Origin of the sequence: Methanolobus zinderi (assembly GCF_013388255.1) — an archaeon.
Classification (GTDB): Archaea; Halobacteriota; Methanosarcinia; order Methanosarcinales; family Methanosarcinaceae; genus Methanolobus; species Methanolobus zinderi.
Genome location: NZ_CP058215.1, coordinates 724,497 through 746,783 on the forward strand (window position 1 = coordinate 724,497; position 22,287 = coordinate 746,783).

The 22,287-nt window shown below is 43.9% G+C and carries 27 protein-coding genes; 11 read left to right on the forward strand and 16 right to left on the reverse strand.

Annotation, left to right across the window (positions count from 1 at the left end; translation table 11 throughout):
• The 12 genes from HWN40_RS03655 to HWN40_RS03710 all read right to left on the reverse strand — a co-directional run bounded on the left by HWN40_RS03655 (window position 1) and on the right by HWN40_RS03710 (window position 8,428).
• Window positions 1-675 (reverse strand): DUF2162 domain-containing protein, encoded by a 675-nt coding sequence (locus tag HWN40_RS03655; protein ID WP_176964484.1) that lies wholly within the window; start codon window positions 673-675, stop codon window positions 1-3.
• 343 nt (window positions 676-1,018) lie between these two features.
• Window positions 1,019-1,168 (reverse strand): 30S ribosomal protein S27ae, encoded by a 150-nt coding sequence (locus HWN40_RS03660; protein ID WP_176964485.1) that lies wholly within the window; start codon window positions 1,166-1,168, stop codon window positions 1,019-1,021.
• A 9-nt stretch (window positions 1,169-1,177) separates the two neighbouring features.
• The gene (locus HWN40_RS03665) at window positions 1,178-1,543 is read right to left on the reverse strand and encodes a 30S ribosomal protein S24e (protein WP_176964486.1); all 366 of its coding nucleotides are present in this window, start codon (window positions 1,541-1,543) and stop codon (window positions 1,178-1,180) included.
• Complete coding sequence (locus HWN40_RS03670) at window positions 1,524-2,114, reverse strand: GTP-dependent dephospho-CoA kinase family protein (RefSeq protein ID WP_246275966.1); 591 nt, start codon at window positions 2,112-2,114, stop codon at window positions 1,524-1,526. The genes HWN40_RS03665 and HWN40_RS03670 overlap by 20 nt, the downstream gene beginning before the upstream one ends.
• Window positions 2,115-2,300, reverse strand: coding sequence for a transcription elongation factor subunit Spt4 (gene spt4, locus HWN40_RS03675; protein ID WP_176964487.1), 186 nt, complete (start codon window positions 2,298-2,300; stop codon window positions 2,115-2,117).
• A gap of 15 nt (window positions 2,301-2,315) precedes the next feature.
• Window positions 2,316-2,882: a DNA-directed RNA polymerase gene (locus HWN40_RS03680; RefSeq protein ID WP_176964488.1), complete on the reverse strand. Its 567-nt coding sequence runs from the start codon at window positions 2,880-2,882 to the stop codon at window positions 2,316-2,318.
• A 50-nt stretch (window positions 2,883-2,932) separates the two neighbouring features.
• Window positions 2,933-3,310, reverse strand: a complete 378-nt coding sequence (locus tag HWN40_RS03685; protein WP_176964489.1) for a PIN domain-containing protein — start codon at window positions 3,308-3,310, stop codon at window positions 2,933-2,935.
• Window positions 3,307-4,533, reverse strand: a complete 1,227-nt coding sequence (locus tag HWN40_RS03690; protein ID WP_176964490.1) for a translation initiation factor IF-2 subunit gamma — start codon at window positions 4,531-4,533, stop codon at window positions 3,307-3,309. Before HWN40_RS03690 ends, HWN40_RS03685 begins: the two co-directional genes overlap by 4 nt.
• Before the next feature lie 274 nt (window positions 4,534-4,807).
• Window positions 4,808-5,563, reverse strand: coding sequence for an RAD55 family ATPase (locus HWN40_RS03695; protein WP_176964491.1), 756 nt, complete (start codon window positions 5,561-5,563; stop codon window positions 4,808-4,810).
• A 146-nt stretch (window positions 5,564-5,709) separates the two neighbouring features.
• Complete coding sequence (locus HWN40_RS03700; RefSeq protein ID WP_176964492.1) at window positions 5,710-6,867, reverse strand: formate--phosphoribosylaminoimidazolecarboxamide ligase family protein; 1,158 nt, start codon at window positions 6,865-6,867, stop codon at window positions 5,710-5,712.
• Window positions 6,868-6,949: 82 nt separating this feature from the next.
• Entirely contained in the window at window positions 6,950-7,555 is a 606-nt protein-coding gene (locus tag HWN40_RS03705) for a stage II sporulation protein M (RefSeq protein WP_176964493.1), read from the reverse strand.
• 21 nt (window positions 7,556-7,576) lie between these two features.
• Window positions 7,577-8,428, reverse strand: coding sequence for a DUF63 family protein (locus HWN40_RS03710; protein ID WP_176964494.1), 852 nt, complete (start codon window positions 8,426-8,428; stop codon window positions 7,577-7,579).
• A gap of 172 nt (window positions 8,429-8,600) precedes the next feature.
• Between HWN40_RS03710 and HWN40_RS03715 the strand changes: the two genes are divergently transcribed.
• From HWN40_RS03715 to cfbB, 7 genes are all read left to right on the forward strand, one after another.
• A complete protein-coding gene (locus HWN40_RS03715; RefSeq protein WP_176966263.1) occupies window positions 8,601-9,659 on the forward strand; it encodes an NAD(P)-dependent glycerol-1-phosphate dehydrogenase in 1,059 nt (352 codons plus the stop codon).
• A 21-nt stretch (window positions 9,660-9,680) separates the two neighbouring features.
• The gene (locus HWN40_RS03720; protein ID WP_176964495.1) at window positions 9,681-10,130 is read left to right on the forward strand and encodes a UPF0179 family protein; all 450 of its coding nucleotides are present in this window, start codon (window positions 9,681-9,683) and stop codon (window positions 10,128-10,130) included.
• 111 nt (window positions 10,131-10,241) lie between these two features.
• Entirely contained in the window at window positions 10,242-10,868 is a 627-nt protein-coding gene (locus tag HWN40_RS03725; protein ID WP_176964496.1) for a DUF2150 family protein, read from the forward strand.
• Window positions 10,869-11,004: 136 nt separating this feature from the next.
• A complete protein-coding gene (cfbE, locus tag HWN40_RS03730; RefSeq protein ID WP_176964497.1) occupies window positions 11,005-12,381 on the forward strand; it encodes a coenzyme F430 synthase in 1,377 nt (458 codons plus the stop codon).
• A 226-nt stretch (window positions 12,382-12,607) separates the two neighbouring features.
• Window positions 12,608-13,741 (forward strand): Ni-sirohydrochlorin a,c-diamide reductive cyclase catalytic subunit, encoded by a 1,134-nt coding sequence (cfbD, locus tag HWN40_RS03735; protein ID WP_176966264.1) that lies wholly within the window; start codon window positions 12,608-12,610, stop codon window positions 13,739-13,741.
• Complete coding sequence (gene cfbC, locus HWN40_RS03740) at window positions 13,738-14,532, forward strand: Ni-sirohydrochlorin a,c-diamide reductive cyclase ATP-dependent reductase subunit (protein WP_176966265.1); 795 nt, start codon at window positions 13,738-13,740, stop codon at window positions 14,530-14,532. The genes cfbD and cfbC overlap by 4 nt, the downstream gene beginning before the upstream one ends.
• Before the next feature lie 12 nt (window positions 14,533-14,544).
• On the forward strand, window positions 14,545-16,008 hold the full coding sequence (gene cfbB, locus HWN40_RS03745; protein ID WP_176964498.1) for a Ni-sirohydrochlorin a,c-diamide synthase: 1,464 nt from the start codon (window positions 14,545-14,547) through the stop codon (window positions 16,006-16,008).
• Window positions 16,009-16,018: 10 nt separating this feature from the next.
• Here cfbB and HWN40_RS03750 read toward each other — a convergent pair whose 3' ends face one another.
• Window positions 16,019-16,243 carry a DUF5652 family protein gene (locus tag HWN40_RS03750; protein ID WP_218165481.1) on the reverse strand — a complete coding sequence of 75 codons (225 nt, stop codon included), beginning with the start codon at window positions 16,241-16,243 and terminating at the stop codon, window positions 16,019-16,021.
• Window positions 16,244-16,361: 118 nt separating this feature from the next.
• On the opposite strand from HWN40_RS03750, the gene HWN40_RS03755 reads away from it, so the two are divergent.
• Complete coding sequence (locus HWN40_RS03755; RefSeq protein ID WP_246275967.1) at window positions 16,362-16,871, forward strand: TspO/MBR family protein; 510 nt, start codon at window positions 16,362-16,364, stop codon at window positions 16,869-16,871.
• A 38-nt stretch (window positions 16,872-16,909) separates the two neighbouring features.
• Here the strand turns inward: HWN40_RS03755 and HWN40_RS03760 are convergent, their stop codons facing one another.
• Together HWN40_RS03760 and HWN40_RS03765 are read right to left on the reverse strand one after the other, a co-directional pair.
• Window positions 16,910-17,209, reverse strand: a complete 300-nt coding sequence (locus HWN40_RS03760; RefSeq protein WP_176964500.1) for a carboxymuconolactone decarboxylase family protein — start codon at window positions 17,207-17,209, stop codon at window positions 16,910-16,912.
• A 17-nt stretch (window positions 17,210-17,226) separates the two neighbouring features.
• The gene (locus HWN40_RS03765) at window positions 17,227-17,661 is read right to left on the reverse strand and encodes a VOC family protein (RefSeq protein ID WP_176964501.1); all 435 of its coding nucleotides are present in this window, start codon (window positions 17,659-17,661) and stop codon (window positions 17,227-17,229) included.
• Between the two features lie 156 nt (window positions 17,662-17,817).
• On the opposite strand from HWN40_RS03765, the gene endA reads away from it, so the two are divergent.
• Window positions 17,818-18,876, forward strand: coding sequence for a tRNA-intron lyase (endA, locus tag HWN40_RS03770; protein ID WP_176964502.1), 1,059 nt, complete (start codon window positions 17,818-17,820; stop codon window positions 18,874-18,876).
• 388 nt (window positions 18,877-19,264) lie between these two features.
• Here the strand turns inward: endA and HWN40_RS03775 are convergent, their stop codons facing one another.
• Entirely contained in the window at window positions 19,265-19,879 is a 615-nt protein-coding gene (locus tag HWN40_RS03775) for a hypothetical protein (RefSeq protein ID WP_176964503.1), read from the reverse strand.
• A 613-nt stretch (window positions 19,880-20,492) separates the two neighbouring features.
• On the opposite strand from HWN40_RS03775, the gene HWN40_RS03780 reads away from it, so the two are divergent.
• Window positions 20,493-20,885: a DUF2209 domain-containing protein gene (locus tag HWN40_RS03780; protein WP_176964504.1), complete on the forward strand. Its 393-nt coding sequence runs from the start codon at window positions 20,493-20,495 to the stop codon at window positions 20,883-20,885.
• A gap of 22 nt (window positions 20,886-20,907) precedes the next feature.
• The gene (gene hflX / locus HWN40_RS03785; protein ID WP_176964505.1) at window positions 20,908-22,164 is read left to right on the forward strand and encodes a GTPase HflX; all 1,257 of its coding nucleotides are present in this window, start codon (window positions 20,908-20,910) and stop codon (window positions 22,162-22,164) included.
• The last annotated feature ends 123 nt before the right edge of the window (window positions 22,165-22,287 follow it).

Sequence of the window (22,287 nt, forward strand, 5' to 3'; positions counted from 1 at the left end):
TTATTGACCTCTCATATGATTAAAAGCAAAACCTCCAAGGATGAAGATTGAAAAAACGATCAATGGAAGTATCTCAAAATTAGCGCTTTCGATAGCTGAGATATTCATCTGCTTTGCTTTGATATATGCCGGAACAAGCATTGCTCCGAGCATATAGAATATCCCGAGGAACATCATCACGGTTCCCAGATCTTCGGGAGAGCGTTTCATCTTCCTGAAAATAAAGGTTGATGATACTACTGATAAGAAGAAAACGATTCCGACTATAATACCTACTTTCCATCCACTGATCTCAAGACTTGAAGCAAGTATCATACAGGAAACAAACAGAGCCGTCAGGCAGACCGGGCAGGGAACTGATATCACCAGAAATGTCTTCTTTGAGACGTCATGCCCGCAGTTCCATTTCTTCTGCGTATAGATCCCTGCCGCTATCAGGATAACTGCGATAAATACGTGTAATGTCATCCCTAGGCTTGCAATACTTTCCAGATATGATTGATTCACAAAGCCCACGAGACTTCCCAGTATCACAGATAACAAAAAGTAAGAACCTGCCAGGAAGAGCACTTTCTTCTTTTCCAGATTTGAAAATCCACATCCTACTCCTGTCTTCAGGCCGAATATGGATATGCCGATAAGGATGCCTACTACTGCTGCGTAAAGTGTATTCATTTCAACCTACCAACCAATAAGATTTTAGTTCGTTTTAGATAGTATACATTATTTATAATTGCAACTTTTATTCTGCCAATGCTTTATACAAATAAATATGACATTATCATATGTTACTGGTTCAGATAATACACATCTTCTATTTTAATCTTACTGAACAAAGCTAAAAAATAAAATTAAAAAACTATGCTCATGGGTTTGTACAGTACGATGATGTAATTGATATCAGTTCAAAAGCCCAAAGCTAAGGCTGGTGGTAGTTGCTCAAAAAACCAGAATTTTATGGGAAATTAAAAAAGAAGTTCACAACCCCGGAGGCTGTGAAAAAAGTAGATGAAATAAATTATTTCTTAAACTCAGTGTAGCCGCATTTTCCGCAGGAACGCCTGTCCTTGTGCTCTGCAAGGAATACGCCTTCACCGCAGCGGGGGCATGCCTGGTGTGTCCTTTCGATAGAATCGCCGCTTACCTTGTAGTAATCCTTTACTGCCATTGTATCACCTTATTCTGCAGGGGCTTCCTCAGCTTCAGTCTCTTCTGCTGCACCTTCTTCTTCAGCAGCTTCCTCTGCCTCTTCTTCAACTTCAGGCTCAGGCATTGCATTTCTTTCAATGACATACTTTGCTTCGACCTGCTTCATACGGTCGGCATTCTCATATATCTTCACATATGCGCTTACTGCCTGCTTACCGAACTGCTTTTCCATCTTCTGGATGATTACAAGTTCCTGGGCTACGTTAAGCATAGCTGCCACTTTTGCTTTAAGCTCGCTACGGGAGGGGGTTGCCCCGTCAAAGCCGATATCCAGGTTCAACTCACGCCTGTTCAGGAGTGCGTTGTTTTTCTCCTTAATGATTTTGATGTCCATCTAATTTTCTCCAAATGGTTCTTAATTCTTCCTTATTATCCTGCGCGCCAATTATCTTGCTTAGCAGGTCTCTGATCTCTTCCTTTTTGGATTGAGTGATTTTTACGAGTACGACACCTTGATCCGGTTGTCCGTACAGAACAACTGAACCCTGTGGTGCCATGAGAATGGCGGGTAAAGCTGCAAGGTCTTCTTCGCCGCGCACGAATATCCTGACATTTTCATCTGAACTGATGGCGTTATCAACGGCATCTATCAGATCTTCGGTTATTACCCCGGCTGGATTGTCTACGAATATTTCAGTGAAGCCCTTATGCTTTGTGCCTACAACGACCCGGTCTGAAGCCGGTCCGCGTTTTGTCCGGTCATCCACTATCAGGACATCCGGTATGATATTTAAGTTGAGCAAGTGGAATGTAGTAACATCACCGACGGATATAAGTTTTGTGGGACTTTCCAGGTCTGAGGAAAGCTCCCTGATGGTGTCATCACCGTTCCCTGTATACAGAACGCCAAATATTTTGTTAAAAAGTGGCCTCAGCTCTTCGTACAGAACGATCTGCGAGCCCAATTAACGCACCTTCAGAGCATACTTGTCGGCAACTTTCACATCGATCTTCTTTGCGATCTCTGAACGTTCCGGATCAATTACTATGACCATGCCGCTCCAGTCAGCACTGAGGTTACTGGATCCGCATATGGGGCATGTCTGTCCGGAGATTATACGATGGCATTCTCGACAAACCTGGTCACTCATCTGTCTGCCTCCTTATTATTCCGCCTTCTCGGCTTTAGGCTTTTTAGCCTCTTCTATCCATTCTATCTTTCCGAGGGAATGCTGCCTCATGGTGAGTCCGATCTTACTTTCCCTGGGTTCCCTTTCGTTGATACTTACTGCTACTATGCGGGCTCTTACCCTGTCACCCTCTGAAAGGGACCTACCGCCACCTTTGCTTACAAGCCTGCCGTTCTTCCCGTCATAGGACATGAAATCGTCGGTTATCTGGCTCACATGTAAAAGCCCGTCCATTGCGCCTATACTGATAAAGGCACCGAAATCAACGGTTTCGACAACTTCTCCTTCAATGACTTCCTGTATCACCGGAACGAAGACTATAGCTTCAAAAGTAACATCATAGTACACAGCACCATCGCCCACAAGGATGTGCCCTTCTCCTATCTTATCTATTTCGGTAACGGCAACAATGGCACCCAGGGCTTTGTCTATCCTGCCTTCCAGCTTATCCTTCAGGGCAGCTTTGACATTTGTTTTCACGTCTCCGCCAAGAAGGTCTGGTGCCACACGAATCGTGTCCGCTAGTTTCATCTTTTTGTACATGTGATCGGCTCCAATTATCCTGATATGATTAATTTGATATTCATTTGATTTTAAACTTCATCTGTGATCCTTTCAAGCCTGTTCTTCTGGCGCAGGCATATGATGGGAATATTTTTGTCTTCAAGTCTTTTTTTCAGGCCTATGTCGTTGGTAAGTACGGCTGCATCACAGTTTCCTGCAAGGTCTACTATGACATCGTCGGCATGTCCTGATGTCTCGACGACCTCACATCTGCGGGCAAGTGAATACGCGACCTTTGCAGCGGTTTTATCCTTCCCTCTCAGTCCCTTTTGAAGCGATTCCAGTTCCCTTATCACAGAAAGCGGCACAATGAACCTGTTATATCCAAGTCTTCTGAGCTCATCAAAAATATCGACATTGAACTGTACAGGTATCATCAGGCCGTTTGTATCTATAATTACTTTCAATCCTGGATTACTCCTACACCGATAAGGCGCCACCTGGATCCTACACGTCTGCTGATGGCCACTGTCCCTCCGATGTCTGCGCACACCGGTCTTTTGAGCTTGACCTCTGCAACATCCTTTCTGGCGCTGGTAACTACTCCCACAGTGGTAGCAGTACCGACATTTAACATCAGTGGTTCACTTGTCTTTATGGGGTCGATCTCTTCCTCGTCGCTTACTCCTACAACTCTCTGGAGAAGGTGTAACTCAAGTGTGAAATCATCATGAGTAGGTGGAAGTGTTCCGGGCAGACCTGCAACCTGTCCAGTGAGGGTGTCACTCTTTGTCAGTGAAGGGTCAAGGGTTGTTCCCACTGCAAGCAGACCTCCGGGGGTTGCTTCTTCCACAGGCTCTTTTCCGGCTACGATCCTGGTAACCGTGGTCTTTATGGGTTCCCATCTGGTAGTGCCTTCACTTTCGATCTTGATACCGGGACATATCTCCAGCTCATCACCTGCACTCAGTGAGCCTTCTGTGAGAGTACCGCCGATAACTCCGCCTGTTATGTCCTTGATAGGAGTTCCGGGTTTGTTGATATCAAATGATCTTGCGATAAGCAGGTGCGCGTCTTTATCCATTTTATGTACAGGCGTGGGTATGATCTCTTCCATTGCCTGTATCAGGAAATCAACATTTGTGTTCTGCTGTGCGGAAACCGGTATGATAGGCGCGTTCTCGGCGACGGTTCCCTTGACAAAGTCCTTGATCTGGTGATAGTGCTCGATGAGCTGTTCCCTGGACACCAGGTCTATCTTATTCTGCACGATTATGAGGTTCTTGATCCCTATAATATTCAGGGCCATCAGGTGTTCCTTGGTCTGTGGCTGCGGACATTCCTCATTCGCAGCAATTACAAGGATTGCTCCGTCCATGATGGCAGCGCCTGAGAGCATGGTCGCCATAAGTGTTTCGTGCCCGGGCGCATCTACAAAGGATACTGTCCTGAGTTCTTCGGATGGCTCGTCGCATCCTTCACATTTTTTAGAAACGGTGTAACATTCCGGTTCCGGGCAGTTGGGGCACTTCCTGAATGTTGCATCCGCATATCCGAGGCGGATTGATATACCACGCTTCATCTCTTCGCTATGTGTGTCTGTCCAGACACCTGACAGTGCGCTGACAAGTGTGGTTTTTCCATGGTCGACATGGCCTACCATGCCGATATTAACGCTAGGTTGACTCAATTTTTAATTTCCCTCCGGGTTGAGCAATAATTCGAATGTACAAAATGTATGAAAGATCTTATTGATTGCAATTTAGATTTGTGCTATCATTCAATTAATCATATTTAAATGATTTCAACCGCTCAATCAATAATCAAATTTATTCACCATACTCTGAATCGAGACATTATTCATTTTATATAGTAAATATTTTGCTCCTGCAGGATATTTATCTCTACCGGAACAGTTGAGCAAGCTACGGCAGATCAATGCTGTACAAACCGATGCAGTATCCTCAGACAGCCGATTCCAGTGCGTCCCTGAGTATCTCATCCCTCTGGAAGATATTCTCTATCTTTATACCTGCTGGTGTTATCCTGAAACTCACGGGTTCCAGAGAAATGTTGGTACACCTCATTTTCGGTATATATAGCTGCCTTATGCCCTTTCCTGTTCTCTCATCCCTGTTGGTATAGAGCATAAGGCTGCCAAAGGCAATGTGTTCTGCGATACTGTGTTTTATACCTGATTCTTCCTGCCCTATGAGAAAAAGGCTGGTACATCTTTTTGTTGAAAGCAGGTCATTGATGGTAAAGAACTTATCAGCAAATTCCTCTACATTATGATAGAGAGACAGCATGTCAAGGTTATCAATGACAACGACCTCAATATCATCGGGTATTTCCTGTACGTTCTCAACGCAGTCCTTCTCTACAAAACCGATTCCGCTTCCCAGCCTGGAGGCGTTCTGTATCTTGTTGGTGCGTACCTCGAAGGATTTTGTTATCAGAAGTGTTCCGTTCTCCAGGCAGCGCCTGAAATCAAAACCTATGTTCTCTGCCTGTTCCAGAAAGCTTTCGACATTTACGTGTGTGAGCATCAGCATGCATTTTTTCCCGTCCTTGCATGATTGATGCAGAAAATGAGTTGCAAGTATGGTCTTCCCGGCACCTGGGGGTCCGCTTACAAGCATGCCATGTCCTTTCGGATATCCGCCTTCAAGCAGGCTATCAAGTTCTGATATTCCGGTCGCTACTCTCTGGACATTCATACAGAGATTATAATATATGTAATTATATAAAAACTATTGTATTTACTTTTCTCTGTTTTGTAAGAAAACTAAAAAAATATGTCCGGGAGCACCAAATTAGTTTAGCGATTCCCGGGTTACACGTCAAATGTTCTATATTTTGATATTTATGTTATGATCCTGTCAAGCTGATCGGTCTCGATGGCCCTGCGAACCTCATAAGCCAGACGTCTTCCTGTGCTCATGGGCTTGCGCCAGAGAGTGTTACCATACGGGTGACCGACTGACATGTGTACGTTTGTTCCGCCGCCGACCCTTGGTGCTACATCATATATGTAGTAGTTCAGATCTTTATCGACACATGTCTGCAGGCAGAAGGGACCGATGATTCCGGGATCATAATACTTCTTTGCGGCTTCCACATACTTTTCACAAAGCCTGAATGCCTCTTCAAGCAGGGATTCCCTGAGGGTTGCGGAATTGTGACCACATACGGTATATTCCGGAGTGAGCTGATGCTCTGCAAGGTTCATCTGCTGTGGTGCAGGCAGTCTTACGTGACCGTCCAGGCTTGTCTCGAACCTCCAGTCTACGCCAAGTAACTCCAGTTTGTTCATCTCGGACTCTATGGGTGAGTAGAACATATCCAGGTTGAATACAGGACCAATGATGTATCTCTCGATCCTTGCTTCTTTCAGTGCTTCTTCAGTGATAACTCCCTGTTTCAGAAGAGACTGTGACTTTTCCTGATACTCCTCGTACGTGCCTGCAGTAAAGAAACCCCTTTCCAGCTTCTTGACAGCGTGCGGCAGCTTGACCATCACAAGCTCGTCGATATCCTGTGGGTCCTCTATCCTTTCAGGGAACGGGAGGCCTGCCTTCTCAAGCAGCCAGTAGTAGTCCTTTTCCAGACCTCTCTCCTCACTTCTGAGCATGTTCCTGCTGCCGACCAGTGGTACTTTGAACTTGTTCTCCACATCGTCAATACCACAATATGAAGTAAATGACCTGTTGGGGATGAAAAGCACATTGTCATCGACCAATCTCTGCTGGTTCTCAGGCCTTATGACCTCGTTGAACTTTTTCAGACACACGGATTCATCCACTATGCCCCTGGTGATCTGACCGCTTGCATCTCTCTGGGATTTGAAGTAGTCAGTATAAGTTTTCTCACGCCCTTCCTGGCAAACAGCCAGTGTCCTGAAATCCTCTTCAACAGCACCATCAAAGATATCCAGTGCCGAGTGTGAGGCCACGGCACCTATCTTTAATTTATCAGTATCATAATCTTCGATAATCTCTATGATCTCTTTTCTGTCAATCATCTTATGACCTCGATTTTGTCCGAAAGATGTAAATTGTGGTTAATAAACCTGTTCACACTTTCAACAGGCCTGCTTCATTGTTTCATGTTCCTGAAACAAGGAAAATAACCAGTGGTGTTATAAATGTCTCGATAACTGAGGCAATGAATATCAGTGGCAGAAGTACATAAAAGAACAACTTGATTCCTTTTATAAGCTCACCCTTAAGGTCGGATGGCCTGCCAAGAATTGTCCTGAAGGCTTCATGGCCAAGCCTTATTCCGATTGCCGATGAAATTATCAGCATGGGCAGTTCAATAATACCATGAGGTGTCAGGCCTGCGATAATGAACAGAAGGCCGTTCTCAACTATTTGAATATGGGCAAAGACACCAAGGACAAAACCGTTGATCAACAGGAATGCCAGTGGTGCTATACCAAGCAAAGGTCCCAGAAGTATTGAAAACAACATCTTGGAAGCGTTATTTATGAAGATCAGAAGCATGATCTCAATGGCTGAAAGATTCTGAAGCATTTCCGCAAGCTCTTCAAGGCCTGAGAGTGAATCTGCGGAAGATTCCGGACTGAGGCCGTATCCTATGTAACCTGCAGCAATCGAGAAAACAAAAAGCAGTGTACTTATCAGTATATAAGGTTTAAGCTCTGCAATATAGCTTCCAAAAGTAGTTCTGATCTCTTCATTGAACATTATTTAAACACTCCCCATAAATTAGATTCCCAGGGTCATTCTGATGGTATTCCTGCATGCAGGCGCGAGTCCGAGAACTATTATAACAAGTTTCAGGAATTCTTTGAGGGTCTTTGACTCGTCATCATCGTCGAACTGGGTATCCAGTATATATATCACTGGTATGAAGATTGAAAGTTTTAACGGATACATTACCAGTGCCGTACCAGTGAGGTCAATGAGATAGGCCGGTACCACATGTTTCTCATAGTATCCAAGCAGGTCCACTCCCACTATTGTGGAGGATGCATCAAGCAGGTGGACAAACAGTATCGAAAGGTTAAGCTTGTCCTTAAGCATTGAGGAGCCTGCCCTGTCAAACACGAGGTATGTAAGATAGAGGATCAGGCCGGCAGCGCCGATAACAAAGAACGGCACCCAGGGAAGCACAACATTTTCAATATACAGCAGGGCAGCGATGTTGACAGCAAACCAGGCGGTTCCAAAAAAGGCGAAAACACGATGGAAGTCTCTTTTGCTGTCGAAATTGCTTATCAATCTTGAAATGAAAAGCAGTATCACAGTAATGAAAGCTACAAGGAAATAGATATTGGGGGTTATGAGCAGATAACTAAGGGGTGGATCGATGGCACCCGTATCTTCTATCACCCTGAAGGACGCACCTGCCAGTATATAGGGTATCAGGGAACCTATCAGTCTGTCATTGATACTGACATCATATCTTTTGAGAAGTTTTACCATTCCGAATACACAGATTCCCAGAATGATGGCCCATGTTATGGTATTTACAATATTGTAACCGCTATCCTGTAAGATGGGTTCAATATAGTACCTGTTAATGAGCTGATTTATATCTTGTATGAGTGAAATCATTTTAGATCACAAGTAACTACTATAGGAATATCCTAATACAACCAACATTTAAGAGTTTATGGTAGAAGGTAATTCTGACAACAGGTATTATTTTATAAGGGCAGACCTTCTATATTGCTATCATATTACAAAGTATATCCAAAGTGAATCAGCAGGTATAGAATTGATCCCGATGCAAGATGGAATGAAGAAATGGATGCAGCTACCACGAGATATTCTGGTAGGCCATGGTGTCATAAATAATATCAGTGATGTCTGCAGAGACCTGAAGCTCGGAAAGGACCCTTTGATCGTTACGGGTACTACCACTAAGAAAATAGCAGGTGATGTTGTCTGTGATCTTCTGGAAGATTGCGGCTACAATGCACATGTAGTCAGTTCCACCGATGCATCCATGTCCGAGGTTGAAAGGGTTAAAAAAGAAGCAACCGAACACAAATCTTCCTATCTCATTGGAGTCGGCAGCGGTAAATCCATAGATGTTGCAAAATATGCAGCTACACAGGCGGATGTTCCGTTCCTGAGTGTCCCAACTGCAGCTTCACACGACGGCATTGTGTCTTCAAGAGCATCGATCCGTACCGAGGGTAAGGCCACTTCTGTGGAAGCGAATGCACCCATGGCTGTTATTGCCGATACCGAGATCATATCAAAGGCTCCCTTCCGGCTACTTGCGGCGGGATGTGGTGATATCATATCCAACTATACTGCTGTGAAGGACTGGGAACTTGCACACCGGCTGACCAATGAATCTTTCAGCGAGTATGCTGCTGCCCTGTCCCTTATGACCGCGAGGATACTTATCGACTCGGCGGATTCGATTAAGCCAGATCTTGAAAGCTCTGTCCGGATGGTTGTCAAAGCCCTTGTTTCAAGTGGTGTTGCCATGAGCATTGCAGGATCTTCAAGACCTGCGTCCGGCTCGGAACATATGTTCAGCCATGCTCTTGATATGGTTGCCCCGGAACATGCCCTGCACGGAGAGCAGTGCGGACTGGGAACAATTATGATGATGTATCTTCATGGTGGTGACTGGCGCAGCATTAAGGAATCTCTTGAAACCATAGGGGCGCCCACAACTGCTGAAGAACTTGGTATTGAAGATAAGTATATATTAGAGGCGCTTCTTGTTGCACATACGATCCGACCTGAAAGATACACTATACTTGGAACAGGCCTGACGCCTGCTGCCGCTGAAAAAGTTGCACGCATAACGAAAGTAATCTCATAATTAATTATTCAAGGTGACCCAATGACAGATACAGATACTATTATCACTCTTGTTGGCTCAAGACTTGCAAAAGAAGGGGAGGAGTTCGTATTCCTCGGCGAGTCACGCGAATGCCAGAAATGTAAATTGAAAAGAACATGTCTGAGCCTGGATACCGGACGCAAGTACCGTGTTGTGAAGATCAGGAGTGATACGGTTCACGAATGTTTCATCCATGAAAACGGAGTACTTGCAGTTGAGGTAGTTAGCTCCCCAATCGTAGCTGCCATTGATTCCAATAAAGCGATCGCCGGTGCAAAAATAAGTTATGAACCACCGAAATGCACTGATTTCGATGACAGTCTTTATGATCTGATATACCCTGAGGGTATCAAAAAGGGAGACAAGTGTGTCGTAAGCAATGTAATAGAAAACATTGACGAAAAACTCCTGTCGGGATGTTCCCTGAAAAAGGTGGAACTTAAGTTATAACTGAATATCTAATATTGAGATTTGTCTCGAATATGTTTTATATAACGACATAAATCGTATTAATATAGCAAACTTTACGATTAATAATTTAAAAAAAATAGAGGTAAGGAAATGTCTGGTACTGAAGATGATTTTCTTCATCATGATTTTTATACGGAAGAACGCTGGAAGAACTGGTTGAACAAGGTCAGGGAAAGCGATTTCAAGTTTGAGGAGTCCGAGGAGCCACAGGGGAAAGAAGGAGCGATCTTTGTCAATATGGAAGACGACATCATCCTTGCCTGTCTTAAGATCATTGCAAAATACGATCGCGGTCAGATATCTGCCGAATCCGCAATGCAGATGTTGTCTCGCATCAGGGATATAGCGCTTACAGAAGTCGATCCCATATCCGAGGATGCGGACCTTATGATCGATTCCCTTCAGACATCCCTGATAGGCAGCTTCGCAGCATGTGAATGCTACCTGAGCGGGGACTACGATGAAAAGGATAATGTTGATGATCTGGTAAAGGTTGCCCTTGAAGCCGAGTCATCGGATGATATAGAGATTGCCCTTGCCACTGTCGCAGAGATCGGGGCATTGATCCTGAAAGGCAACGAGCTGTCCGACAAGACCATGGAGGAAGTTCCGTTCGGACTTGTGGCGGAATGGCTTGATGGTATAGACTCAATATCTGCTGCAATGGTAGGTGCTGACAGCTACAAGGAAGATGAAGAGGACGACGAGTTCTGCTGATACTCGCCTCCTTATTCTTTGTTTAGTTTAGATCTTTGTATACTTTTTACCTTTTCACCTTTTTTCTATCTTCGTATATGCCGATACCACAGGATAGCGTTAAATAGACATGTAACATCCTCTGGCCTGAGTTTTCATGTTCTCTCCGAAAAGCAATGTTGCAGTTCTCGACCTGACACATGCGGGTATGATAATTACCCGTAAACTCAGTGAGCTTGGCCTGAATGTCACCGCGATTGATGTCTATGATACTGTAGATGATAATACTCTCCATGGTCTGGAAAGTGACTACGGTATCAGGGTATCAAAAAAAGCTGTTCCCGTGGACAATCTGGATCTGATCATAAGCCCGGTTCACCTGGATCCTTCATATGAGATGTTGAGGTCCGCAATGGAGGAAGGCACAGATATCATCAGTCATCACCGTGCGGTGGGACTGATCCTGTCAAATGAGAGATCCCTTGATGGTGTCAGGGTCATTGAGGTCACAGGCTCGAAGGCCAAGACCAGTACCGCATCTCTGCTTGCTGAAATTCTGTCAAGGAATATGACTGTGGCCCTCCATACCTCCCGTGGGCTGGAGATATGGAAAAATGGTGAAGCTGAAAGGATATATTCGGGATTGAGTATAGCACCTGGCAGTGTGCTTCATGCTGTTGATATTCTCAAGTCTGAAGAAGTTCACATGGATTGCTGTATCTTCGAGATCTCCATCGGAGGTACAGGTAATGCTGATATCGGTATTATCACCACTCTGGAGCCGGACTATGGTATTGCCGCCTCCAGTTCCATGGCAAGCGATGCGAAGCTGAGTATGGTGGAATATACAAAAGAGAACGGTGTTCTGTTTCTCAATGCACAGGACGCAAAAGCTGTGGAACTGGCCCGTAAACGTGGCATAAAATTCCTTACTTTCAGTGATTCGGATAGCTTTTCCGCTGATTCTCAGATGATCTTTGACGGGGAAAAAGTGACTCTATCCTTTGATAATTCACAGCTTACTGCTGTGGTGAATTCATTTTATAATGCCTCTTCATATACGACCGCTTTTACAGTTGCGGGTACTGTTGCCCTGTACATGGGAGTGGCTGAAGACGTGGTTGCTGATGGAATATCCGGTTTTGCAGGTCTTGCGGGCCGCATGCAGGAAAAAAAACTTGAAGGCAGGATCCTCATAGACAACTCTAACTCAGGAATGGATATCCGCTCTGCAGAGAAATCCCTTGACTACGGACTTGCAAGGCCTGATAAGGATGCTTCCGGAAAGGTGTTAATGGTGCTTGGCGAAGAGGCTGCACAGGTGTGTGAGGGCCTTCCTCCTGGGGATGTAGCGGATCTTGTCTCAAGGAGGATTGAGGACATTGATTCACTCATACTTGTCGGTGAGAGAATGAGATCTGTTCAGCATGATAAGATCACCCATCTGTCACATCTGGAAGAAGGGCTTGAACATGCTCTGGACCTGTCATCAAAAGGTGATCTGATCCTGTCATGTGTGAAATGTTTCCGTTGATAGTCGGATATCTGTCACTTAAACTCTTTCAAAATATGGCTTTTTTTAGAATGAACGATGCTTTTATAAGATGAAGAAGTAGATTATGCAGAAAAATTGCAGCCTTTGCAGTATACAATTTCATACTTATATTGACATAAATAGCAATAAAATATAAGTTCCAGAGACACTTTGACAATCACCTGTCAATCATATAATACTTATCAAACACAGTTACGGAATGAATATGATGGGAAACGATTTAGCAATCATACATCCGCGGCCAAGCTCTATAGTGGCGGCGCTTTACACTTTACGTGACCTGAATGTTGATGTTGCCATCCTTCATGGTCCGCCTGGTTGTTCTTTCAAACACGCAAGGCTTCTGGAAGAGGACGGGATACATGTTGTGACAACAGCTCTTGATGAGAACGGTTTTGTTTTCGGAGGCCGTGATGAGCTCTCTTCTCTGCTTGAAAAGGTCAATGATATGTTCCAGCCGAAGTTAATAGGCGTGGTGGGAACATGTGCCAGCATGATCATCGGTGAGGAACTTCGCGAACCTGTCCAGGATGCCAATCTTGATGTGCCTGTTATAGAGGTTGAGGTTCATGCAGGATATCCGAACAATACCAAAGGCGTGCTTCTGGCACTGGAATCAGCTTGTGATGCAGGTATCATAGATCCGGAAGAACTTGAAAGACAGAAATTCCTGCTTGAAGAGGCCACAAATGTTGAGAAACGTCATGGTGCGGCCAGTAGGGAGTATCTTGAACCTTCCAGGGGCGATGTGAAATACAAAGTTGCCCAGAAGATCATCAACTATCTGAAAGAAGGCAAGCGCTGTCTGACCATTATGAATGCCAAGAAAGAGACCGGCTACATGTTCGCTGATATCACGGTTGCCATTAACGAAGTCGCTGCACAGCTTGGTAAAGAAGACAATGTTATCAACATGGCAAATGTGGATGACAGTCTCGGTCTTCCTCGTGTACGTCATCATGCAAAGAGCATAATGAATGATTTCAGGGAAAAGGGAGTTACAATCCATGAGAATATAGGCGGCATGGATGAGTATCCGGTTACCGGGGAGAAGGTCAGTAATATTATCGCTGAAAAGTATTCGGGTTTTGATTTTGCTGTGATTTCCGGTGTGCCTCATGCAATACCCATGGACAGTATGCAGGAAATGGAGGTAATATCCGTGACCAATGGGCCGAGACAGGTGATTCCACTAAGGGAAATGGGCCATGAGCATGTGCTTGTTGAGATTGACCTGCACCCGAAGACCCTGGGTGTTAGCAATATTGTGGAATCCGATTTCGGAGCCACCATGCGCGAGGTAGCAAAGGATATGCTTGATACTGAGGAGGGAGTATAATGGCACAGAAGAGGATTGCCATATACGGAAAAGGCGGAATCGGTAAATCCAGTACTGCTTCCAATGTTGCGGCTGCCTGTGCCGACCAGGGTCACAGGGTAATGATAATTGGATGCGATCCGAAAAGCGATTCCTCCATCACACTTCTTGGTGGAAAGAGAATACCTACCATCCTTGACCTTCTAAGGCAGAAGATCGATGTAACTGAAAAGGACGTTGTTTTCGAAGGCTATAAAGGTGTCAAGTGTGTGGAGGTCGGCGGACCCGAGCCTGGAATTGGTTGTGCGGGACGCGGTATCATTGTTGCGATCCAGAAGCTGAGTAAGGTCTGTGAATCCATGAAAGATATGGACCTGATCATCTATGATGTGCCAGGCGATATCGTCTGTGGCGGATTTGTTGCCCCCATTCGCAAGGGTCTGGTGAATGAAGCCTATATTCTTACCTCCGGGGAATACATGCCCCTCTATGCAGCTAATAACATATGCCGGGGACTTGCCAAGATCAACACGCCTCTGTCCGGTATTATCTGCAATTCCAGAAGTGTTACAAGGGAAGAGGAGATCGTCAGGAAGTTCTCGGAGGAGATCGGCAGCAAGCTTATGGCTTTTATCCCGAAGGAGCAGATAGTTCAGGATTGTGAGAGAGATGGCTTCTCCGTTCTTGAAAAAGCTTCGGATTCCTCTGTTGCGAGTGTTTATCGCGAACTTGCAAATGCTATAATGAACAACGACAGCTCGGTCATGCCTGCAGCTCTTGAGGATGCAAGGCTGCGTGAGCTCACAAGATAAAAGCTGGTAATCATGTCAGTTGCTTCTTCATCTTTGGAAAAAAAACATATACCAAGAATACTCCTGTCAGCGGGAAGTTCTTCCTCTGGCAAGACTACCATAACCATCGGTCTGCTTGCGGCTCTTACGGAGGCTGGATATAAAGTCCAGCCCTATAAGGTGGGTCTTGATTATATCGACCCGAGCTACTATTCCGAGATCACGGGTCGCAGGGCCAGGAATATCGATGGTTTCCTGATGGATGAGGAAGGTGTGAGAGATGTTTTCATTCATGGTGCGGAAGTGGATGAGGAAGCCGATATCGCAATCATTGAAGGTGTGCGTGGCCTGTATGAAGGTTTTGACAGCTTTACGGATACAGGCAGCACATCACAGATAGCAAAGATCCTGCAATGTTCTGTTATACTTATCATCAATGCAAGAAGTATCACCCGCTCAGCGGCTGCCCTTGTAAGCGGATTCAAGGAATTCGATAAGGATGTTCACATAGCAGGTGTTATCCTCAACAATATCGGCGGCCCAAGACATGAGAAAAAAGCAACAGAGGCAATTGAACATTATACCGGTATTCCTGTTGTTGGTGTGATCCGCCGCAACAGTTCCATGAAGATATCCATGAGGCACCTCGGTCTTGTACCGGCTATAGAGGAGCGTCGCCGTGCTGATAATTTCGATGAGAGGATCGAATTTATCCGGGACACAATCAAGGACGGCATCCGGATTGACAGGCTGCTGGAAACAGCCAACGCAGCTCCTGATCTTGAGAGGCCTTCAGAAACTGTTTTCTCCCCAAGGGATATTGAGGATGAAGCTCCGGTCATTGGAGTTGCTCTTGATGAGGCTTTTAACTTCTATTATCACGATAATCTTGAACTGCTGGAGATGGCAGGAGCAAAGATCGAATACTTCAGCCCGGTGAACGATAGCAAGTTACCGGATGTGGACGGCCTGTACCTTGGAGGAGGCTACCCTGAGCTTTTCGCAGAACAACTCGAGAACAATGTATCCATGCGTGAGGATATCCTCGATGCTTCATGTTCTGGAATGCCAATCTATGCTGAATGCGGGGGGCTTATGTATCTTACAGAGAAGCTGAGCACAGGTGTGAAAGGCAAAGGGGCACACCACATGGCGGAAATGCCCGAATCCACACATGAGATGGTGGGAGCTCTCCCCGGACATACCCTTATGGGTCATAAACGTGTGGTAAGTTACAATATAGGTTCCCTGGCAACGGATTCAGTGATCGGCAAAACAGGTAATTCCTTCCGTGGACATGAGTTCCATCATTCTGAAGTTACCGAACTTCCAAAGGATGCAAGCTTTGCAATCAAACTCTCCCGTGGAACCGGTATAATTGATGGCTGGGACGGACTCACTGTAAATAATACGCTGGGCTGCTACGCTCATCTGGTTGCAAGCTCATACCGGGAATTTGCGGGAAGTTTTGTGGATTTTGTGAAGAAAAATAAATGAAATAAGGTTTTTATAATCCCTTTTCCCCTTCCTGGAAAAAGAAAATGTACAATATCGGCAGTATTCCTGCTGTATTCAATATCAGCATGGCAATGAACCAGTAGTTCTGATCCTTTCTTGCAGCTTTCCAGAGACCGATACCTTTCCAGATAAGCTCCCAGATAGCAAGTGCTATTATGATTATCCAGAATCCTGTAGACTGGATATCCGTTGCCATATATGACATGTAAACCATATTTACCACCCGGGTATTGTTTATGCCTGCCTGGATAATAAATTTTGTTTTAATATCTCTTTATCCAGAATTTTTGTACCGGGGTTAATATATAGCATTCAGTTCTAACTATAAACGGGTGGTAAGGTTGGATACCGGGAATATCGACTGGAAAAAACTGATAGCATCAATAGTTATCTGTCAGCTTGTTGGAATACTTGGATCGATATTCACAGCGCCTGCGATCCCGACCTGGTATGCTTCTCTTGAAAAGCCTTTCTTTGTGCCCCCGAGCTGGACATTCTCGGTGGTATGGACCATACTTTATCTTCTGATGGGTATAGCCCTGTATCTTATATGGAAGAAAGGATGGGAGAAACGTGATGTAAGAACAGCCATAGGTATATTTGGTATTCAGTTGTTCCTGAACTTCCTGTGGTCGCTATTATTCTTTGGCTTTCAGTCACCACTTCTGGGCTTGATAGAAATCATCTTTCTCTGGATAGCCATTGTGGCAACTATCTGGCTCTTCTACAAAATATCAAGAGCTGCAGGATTGCTGCTTATTCCATATCTGATATGGGTATCCTTTGCAGCTCTGCTGAACTACAATATCTTTATACTCAATCCGCAAATGACAGATCATTGAGAGCCTGACAGGTGTCCAGACCCGTCAGGCAAAAAAGTTCATAGCACTTCCTGAAGGGCTCTGGAAGCTATAAAAACACTGCCAATCCCTGATATATACTGGGCTATACGTATTGCTTCCATTATCTCTTCTTTTGTTGCTCCTTCATCCATGGCCTGCATGGCGAGCACTTTCACGCCTTCCACCGCGCCGTCGGCTGCATCAAGGGCCATTGCCATGAGCAACTTATACTTCAGAGGAATAGTTCCTTCCCCAAGTGCTGTGTTGCGTGTTATTTCCGTGAGGTTGAAAAGTTCCGGGTCTGCGTCCATGATTGTCTTTAAAGGATGTTCTTCCATTTCGATATCTCCATTGATTATTTGTTTTCTGGTTTATTGTATGATGCTTTAGGGGTTAATATTTTGCTTTCTCTCTTCACAAGCTGTATGCAATTGCCCCACGGATCCTCCAGTACGATAAGATAATCTCCGGGTCTGCTGAGAGGACATTTTTCAATAAATCTGGCTCCATTGCTGACAAAATGCTCCACATCATTTTCCGGGTCATTGCTTTCAACGGCTATATGGAACTGGAGGTGATGGTCTGTTTGCCTGCTGAGTGGTGATACATCAGGGACTTTTCCGAATTCGAGCATAACTTTTTCACTGCTATCTGTGACAAAGGCAACTGCCTTCTCTTCATCCTGTGCTTCGAATCTGATATTGAATCCCATGACCTTTTTGTACCAGTGTCCCATTTCTATGGGATTTTTCACAATGATTCCAATGTGCTCTATGTTATAGTGTTTCAACCAGGTCACCTTCCAATAATCACTTTAATTTATTGCATGAAGATGTCGATAAGCTTATCCTGACCTGAGAGTCTTCTGTTTATCAGTTCCACTATGATTAAATAGATTGTATGATATCTGTCCCCTGATTTACTTTTCAATTCACAGGTGAGCTCATTGATAGGAAGACTAATGCAGGACCGTGTAATTTCCGGAAAACAGGCAATAAACGAGCTTTACAGAAATGGCTATTACGGACGTCCCAAAGACGATAGCCTCGAACTGACACTGGTAGAAGCGGCGTATCTCCTTTACAAGAACAAGCTTGATATTGAACTGGATGATGGGGTCCTGGGATTTGAGGATTTCTTCACTGAAGCTGCAAAAAGACAGCAATACTTCGAGCTCAAGTATATCGTCTACAAAGACCTCAGGGAAAGGGGCTTTTATGTGCAGTCCGGTGTCACCGACTTCAGGGTATATCCCAGAGGCGGTCATCCTGGGAAAACTCCTGCAAAGAGTTTTGTGTATGTTAGGTCCGAACGTATACCAATGCCGTTGTCAGACCTGCTTCCTTCGGTCAATGCAGCAGAGAACGTACGCAAGCAGATGATCCTTGCAATCGTTGACGAAGAAAGTGATCTTACCTACTATGAGGTCAAAAAAGTAAAGGTCAAAGGTAAAACAAAACTTATCAATCCGGCTCAGGATGAGATCAGGACCACTCTTCTCGAAGATCGTGTAATCGTATGGGATTCAGAATCCTCTCAGTATCTTCATGGAAACGGATTCTACGGAAAGCCTCTTGATAATGAACGTCTGCAACTCTCTCTTGTGGAATCGGCCTATCTTCTGGAACTTGGTCTGATAGATATTCAGAAAAGCGACTCAGAAGAAAGTATGGACCTGAATGATTTCTCTTCTGTAGCCTCTTCCATCGAACCTGATTTCATGCGTAAGTACATGGCATATAATGATCTGCGTAACTCCGGCCTTGTACCAAAGACCGGTTTTAAGTTCGGAACACATTTCAGGGTTTATGCAGAGATGGTATCCGTTGACAAAATTCCGCACTCCGAATACCTGATACACTCCATTGCAACAGATCATGTGTTCATGCTCCCGGTTATGTCAAGGGCCATAAGGCTTGCCAACAGCGTCAGGAAAAGAATGCTTTATGCAATTGAGGACAGGGATGGGATCACGTATGTTGATATTGGCAGGATAAAGATGTAATCTTATTCTATCATTTTTTACATTTTACAGTTCCATTAATATGTCTAGATAAATCATTGCTATTATTAATCCAGACATAATTAAAATCCACAGTACAATCCACAAAATGTTAGCCAGCAACTTTAATATTTTATTATCTTCTCTTTCACATACAAATGCTATAATAGTCAGCAAAATGCAACTTAATACATATACAAGAGTACTATTTTTAGGACCAGGCCTCATTATAAAGCCTATTGATTGCATTTGTAAAATAGCAAACACAATTAATAATATCGCTACTGATGTACCAAGAACTATTGATATTTTCTTTGATTTCAGGGCTGCTAGATTCATAGTTTCCTCAAAATATAAAAAAAATGAATATGCTTTAGTTCATATTTAATTTTTATAAGTTTTCCCATCCAGATGATGATGTACAAGTAATTACTGCTGGAGCATAACCAGGTGGAGCAACTGCCTCATGGACACCATCAACTTTATAGGTTCCAGATGAATAATGCTTATATGCCGTTACTTCTATTTCTTTGGTTGATGCAGCTGTTTTTGCACAAAATCCAATTAAGTTACTACTAGAATCATACAATCCCGAGTATACATATACCTCTACTGGAGTTGCTCCATAGAAATTTGACTTGCTTGAAAATTTAATATTTGATGACTCTTTTTCAATAGATGATGTACCCATCATAATACCAAATGGTAAACTTTTTGTACCCAAGTCAGTATCAATTGTTTTATTTGTTACATCAGATGAACCAAACCATACTTTTTCTTGTTGATAATATCCACTAGTAGCTTTGCTTGGGGATTCATCATATAATTCAGGTAATGCTATTTTGATAAATTCGCCGTTTGTTATATTTGTACCTTCTAATTTAGTAATTAATTCTAGTCGCTCTTCATCAGTTATTGTTACTGATTTTTCATCAGACGCACTCGCAAATCCTGCCATCAAGATTAACGAAGCTAAAAATACAATACCTATTCGTTTCATATTCATTATATTTGGCTCCTTTTTAATTTTACATTGCAATATAGTATTTTTTTAGGTGGTATTGTGTTATTTTTACAATGTAACGTTTGTCTAAAGTATTTGCTACTATATAAGTATTTGCTACTATATAAGTATTTTTATCAATAGTTGAGTTAGGTCGATTGATTATGTTTATTCTTGTTTGCTGATTTTAAGTCATTATTTTAATTTAAGCCCACTTTTATTATAATCATCTTATGTATTATAAACACTAAAAATAGATACAGGCTACTATCTTGACAGTGATATTTCTTCATCACTTGCATCATCAATTGAGTCAGATTTTCCAAAAACCTTGCAGCATATTCTGACCTTAGATATTCAAGAATTGTACCAAAAACTGGATTTTAATTTGGAAACTCATTTTAGGGTATATAACTATGAATTTATACTTCCTGTAATGTCAAGAGCAGTAAGATTTGCCAATAGTGTAAGAAAAAGAATACTCTATGCTATTGAAGAGCATGAACAGATGATGTATCTTGATATCAGAAGGATCAAGATGTAATTTTGGTTTTAATAATGCTCAGGACCGAGCAGTCGTATACATTAAATATCATACGCCATTTTCTTTCAAAGGATGTTTGAGATAATTGCGGTGGACATTTCGGGCAGGCACAGGGTGGATGATTATTATCTTATGGTCTGTGCTGCGGTTGCTGCATCCGTAACCCCGGATCATGTTGAAAAGGTGAACCAGATCAGCATACGTTCCTTCAGGGAAGATTCCGCACCCGATGTTCCCATGGTTGTGAGGATGATCGAGGATACGGTCTCAGAAATACGCTTCGAGGGTACAATCGTCACCGAGCCGGGCGACATGTATAACCGGCCGCAATGGCTAATAGACAGTATGTTCACAATGGATTTCAAATATGAAGAATCCTTAAGTGAAAGGCGTTGTATGGAGATCACGCACCATGTATCTCTCAGTGCAAGGAATCTTCTGCTCAGGGAACTCAATATCAGGTAAACAAACTTATTGTTGTCATATCATGAAACGTGCTATTCTTGTTAAAAGAAACGATCCCCGCAGCGAGGATCATGATAACGAACTTCGTTTGAGGGAGCTTGAAGAGCTTGCAGGGTCCGCAGGTTATACCGTGGTCTCTGAACTGACACAGACAAGGCATCCTGATCCCAAGTACCAGGTCGGAAGTGGAAAAGTGGAGGAGCTTGCCCAGCTTGTTCAGAATGTGGAAGCTGACAAGATCATCTTTTATAATCAGCTCAGTACAATGCAGGTCTACAACATATCCGAGATCTGTCGCTGTGAAGTGATCGATAAATTCCAGCTTATCCTGGAAATATTTGCAAGCCGTGCCACAACACACCGCTCAAAGTTACAGGTCGAGCTTGCAAGGCTTGAATACGAACTGCCAAAGGCAAGGGCAATAGTATCCATACTGAAAAAGGAAGAGCGCCCTGGTTTTATGGGTCTTGGAGGCTATGAGGATTCCTATGCACAGGATGTTAAGAATCGTATTGCACGTATAAAGGATGAGCTACGTGATGTGGACCGTGACAGGGATTCACTGCGCACTTTCCGTCACTCCAAGGGCTTTTCCCTTGTAGCCCTGGCAGGTTATACCAATGCCGGCAAAAGCACCCTGTTCAATATGCTTGTTGATGAAAGCAAAACCGTAAGGAACATGCTGTTCACAACTTTGGTCCCAACGACAAGGTCCCTGACAGTTCAGGGTAGGGAGGTCCTGCTGACTGATACGGTGGGTTTCATCGAGGATTTGCCACACTGGATGGTGGATGCGTTCCGTTCCACTCTCAATGAGATTTTCTTTGCGGATATTGTTCTCCTTGTGGTGGATTCCAGTGAGCTCGTGGAAACCATCCACCGTAAACTTTCCGTGAGCCATGAGACAATGTGGGAGCAGTTGCAGGAAGTGGAAATAATAACGGTTTTCAATAAAGCCGACCTGCTCACGGAAGAAGAACTGGATGACCGCATGCTCAATCTTGGATACCTTGCACCGAATCCAGTGGCAGTTTCAGCAAAAACAGGTTTTGGGATCGATGCATTAAAGCAGGAAATACGCAGGCATTTACCAGAGTGGGACCGTGTGCAGCTTTCTCTGCCCCTTTCCGAAGAGGGAATGTCCACACTCTCCTGGTTGTTCGATGAGGGTGTTGTTCACAATGTTGATTACGACGATTCGATAAATATTGACCTCGAAGCCAGAGAAAGTATCATTAGCAAAGCAAAATCTTTTACAGGAAAAAAAGTAAATCAGTGATAAATTATATAAGTTTCCGGTATACGTAACATATAAATACGATAAAGTTGTTTGTAAACATGCGAACGGGTAACTTCTCTAATGTACCACCAATCCTATCCAACCACCCAACCAACCACAAAC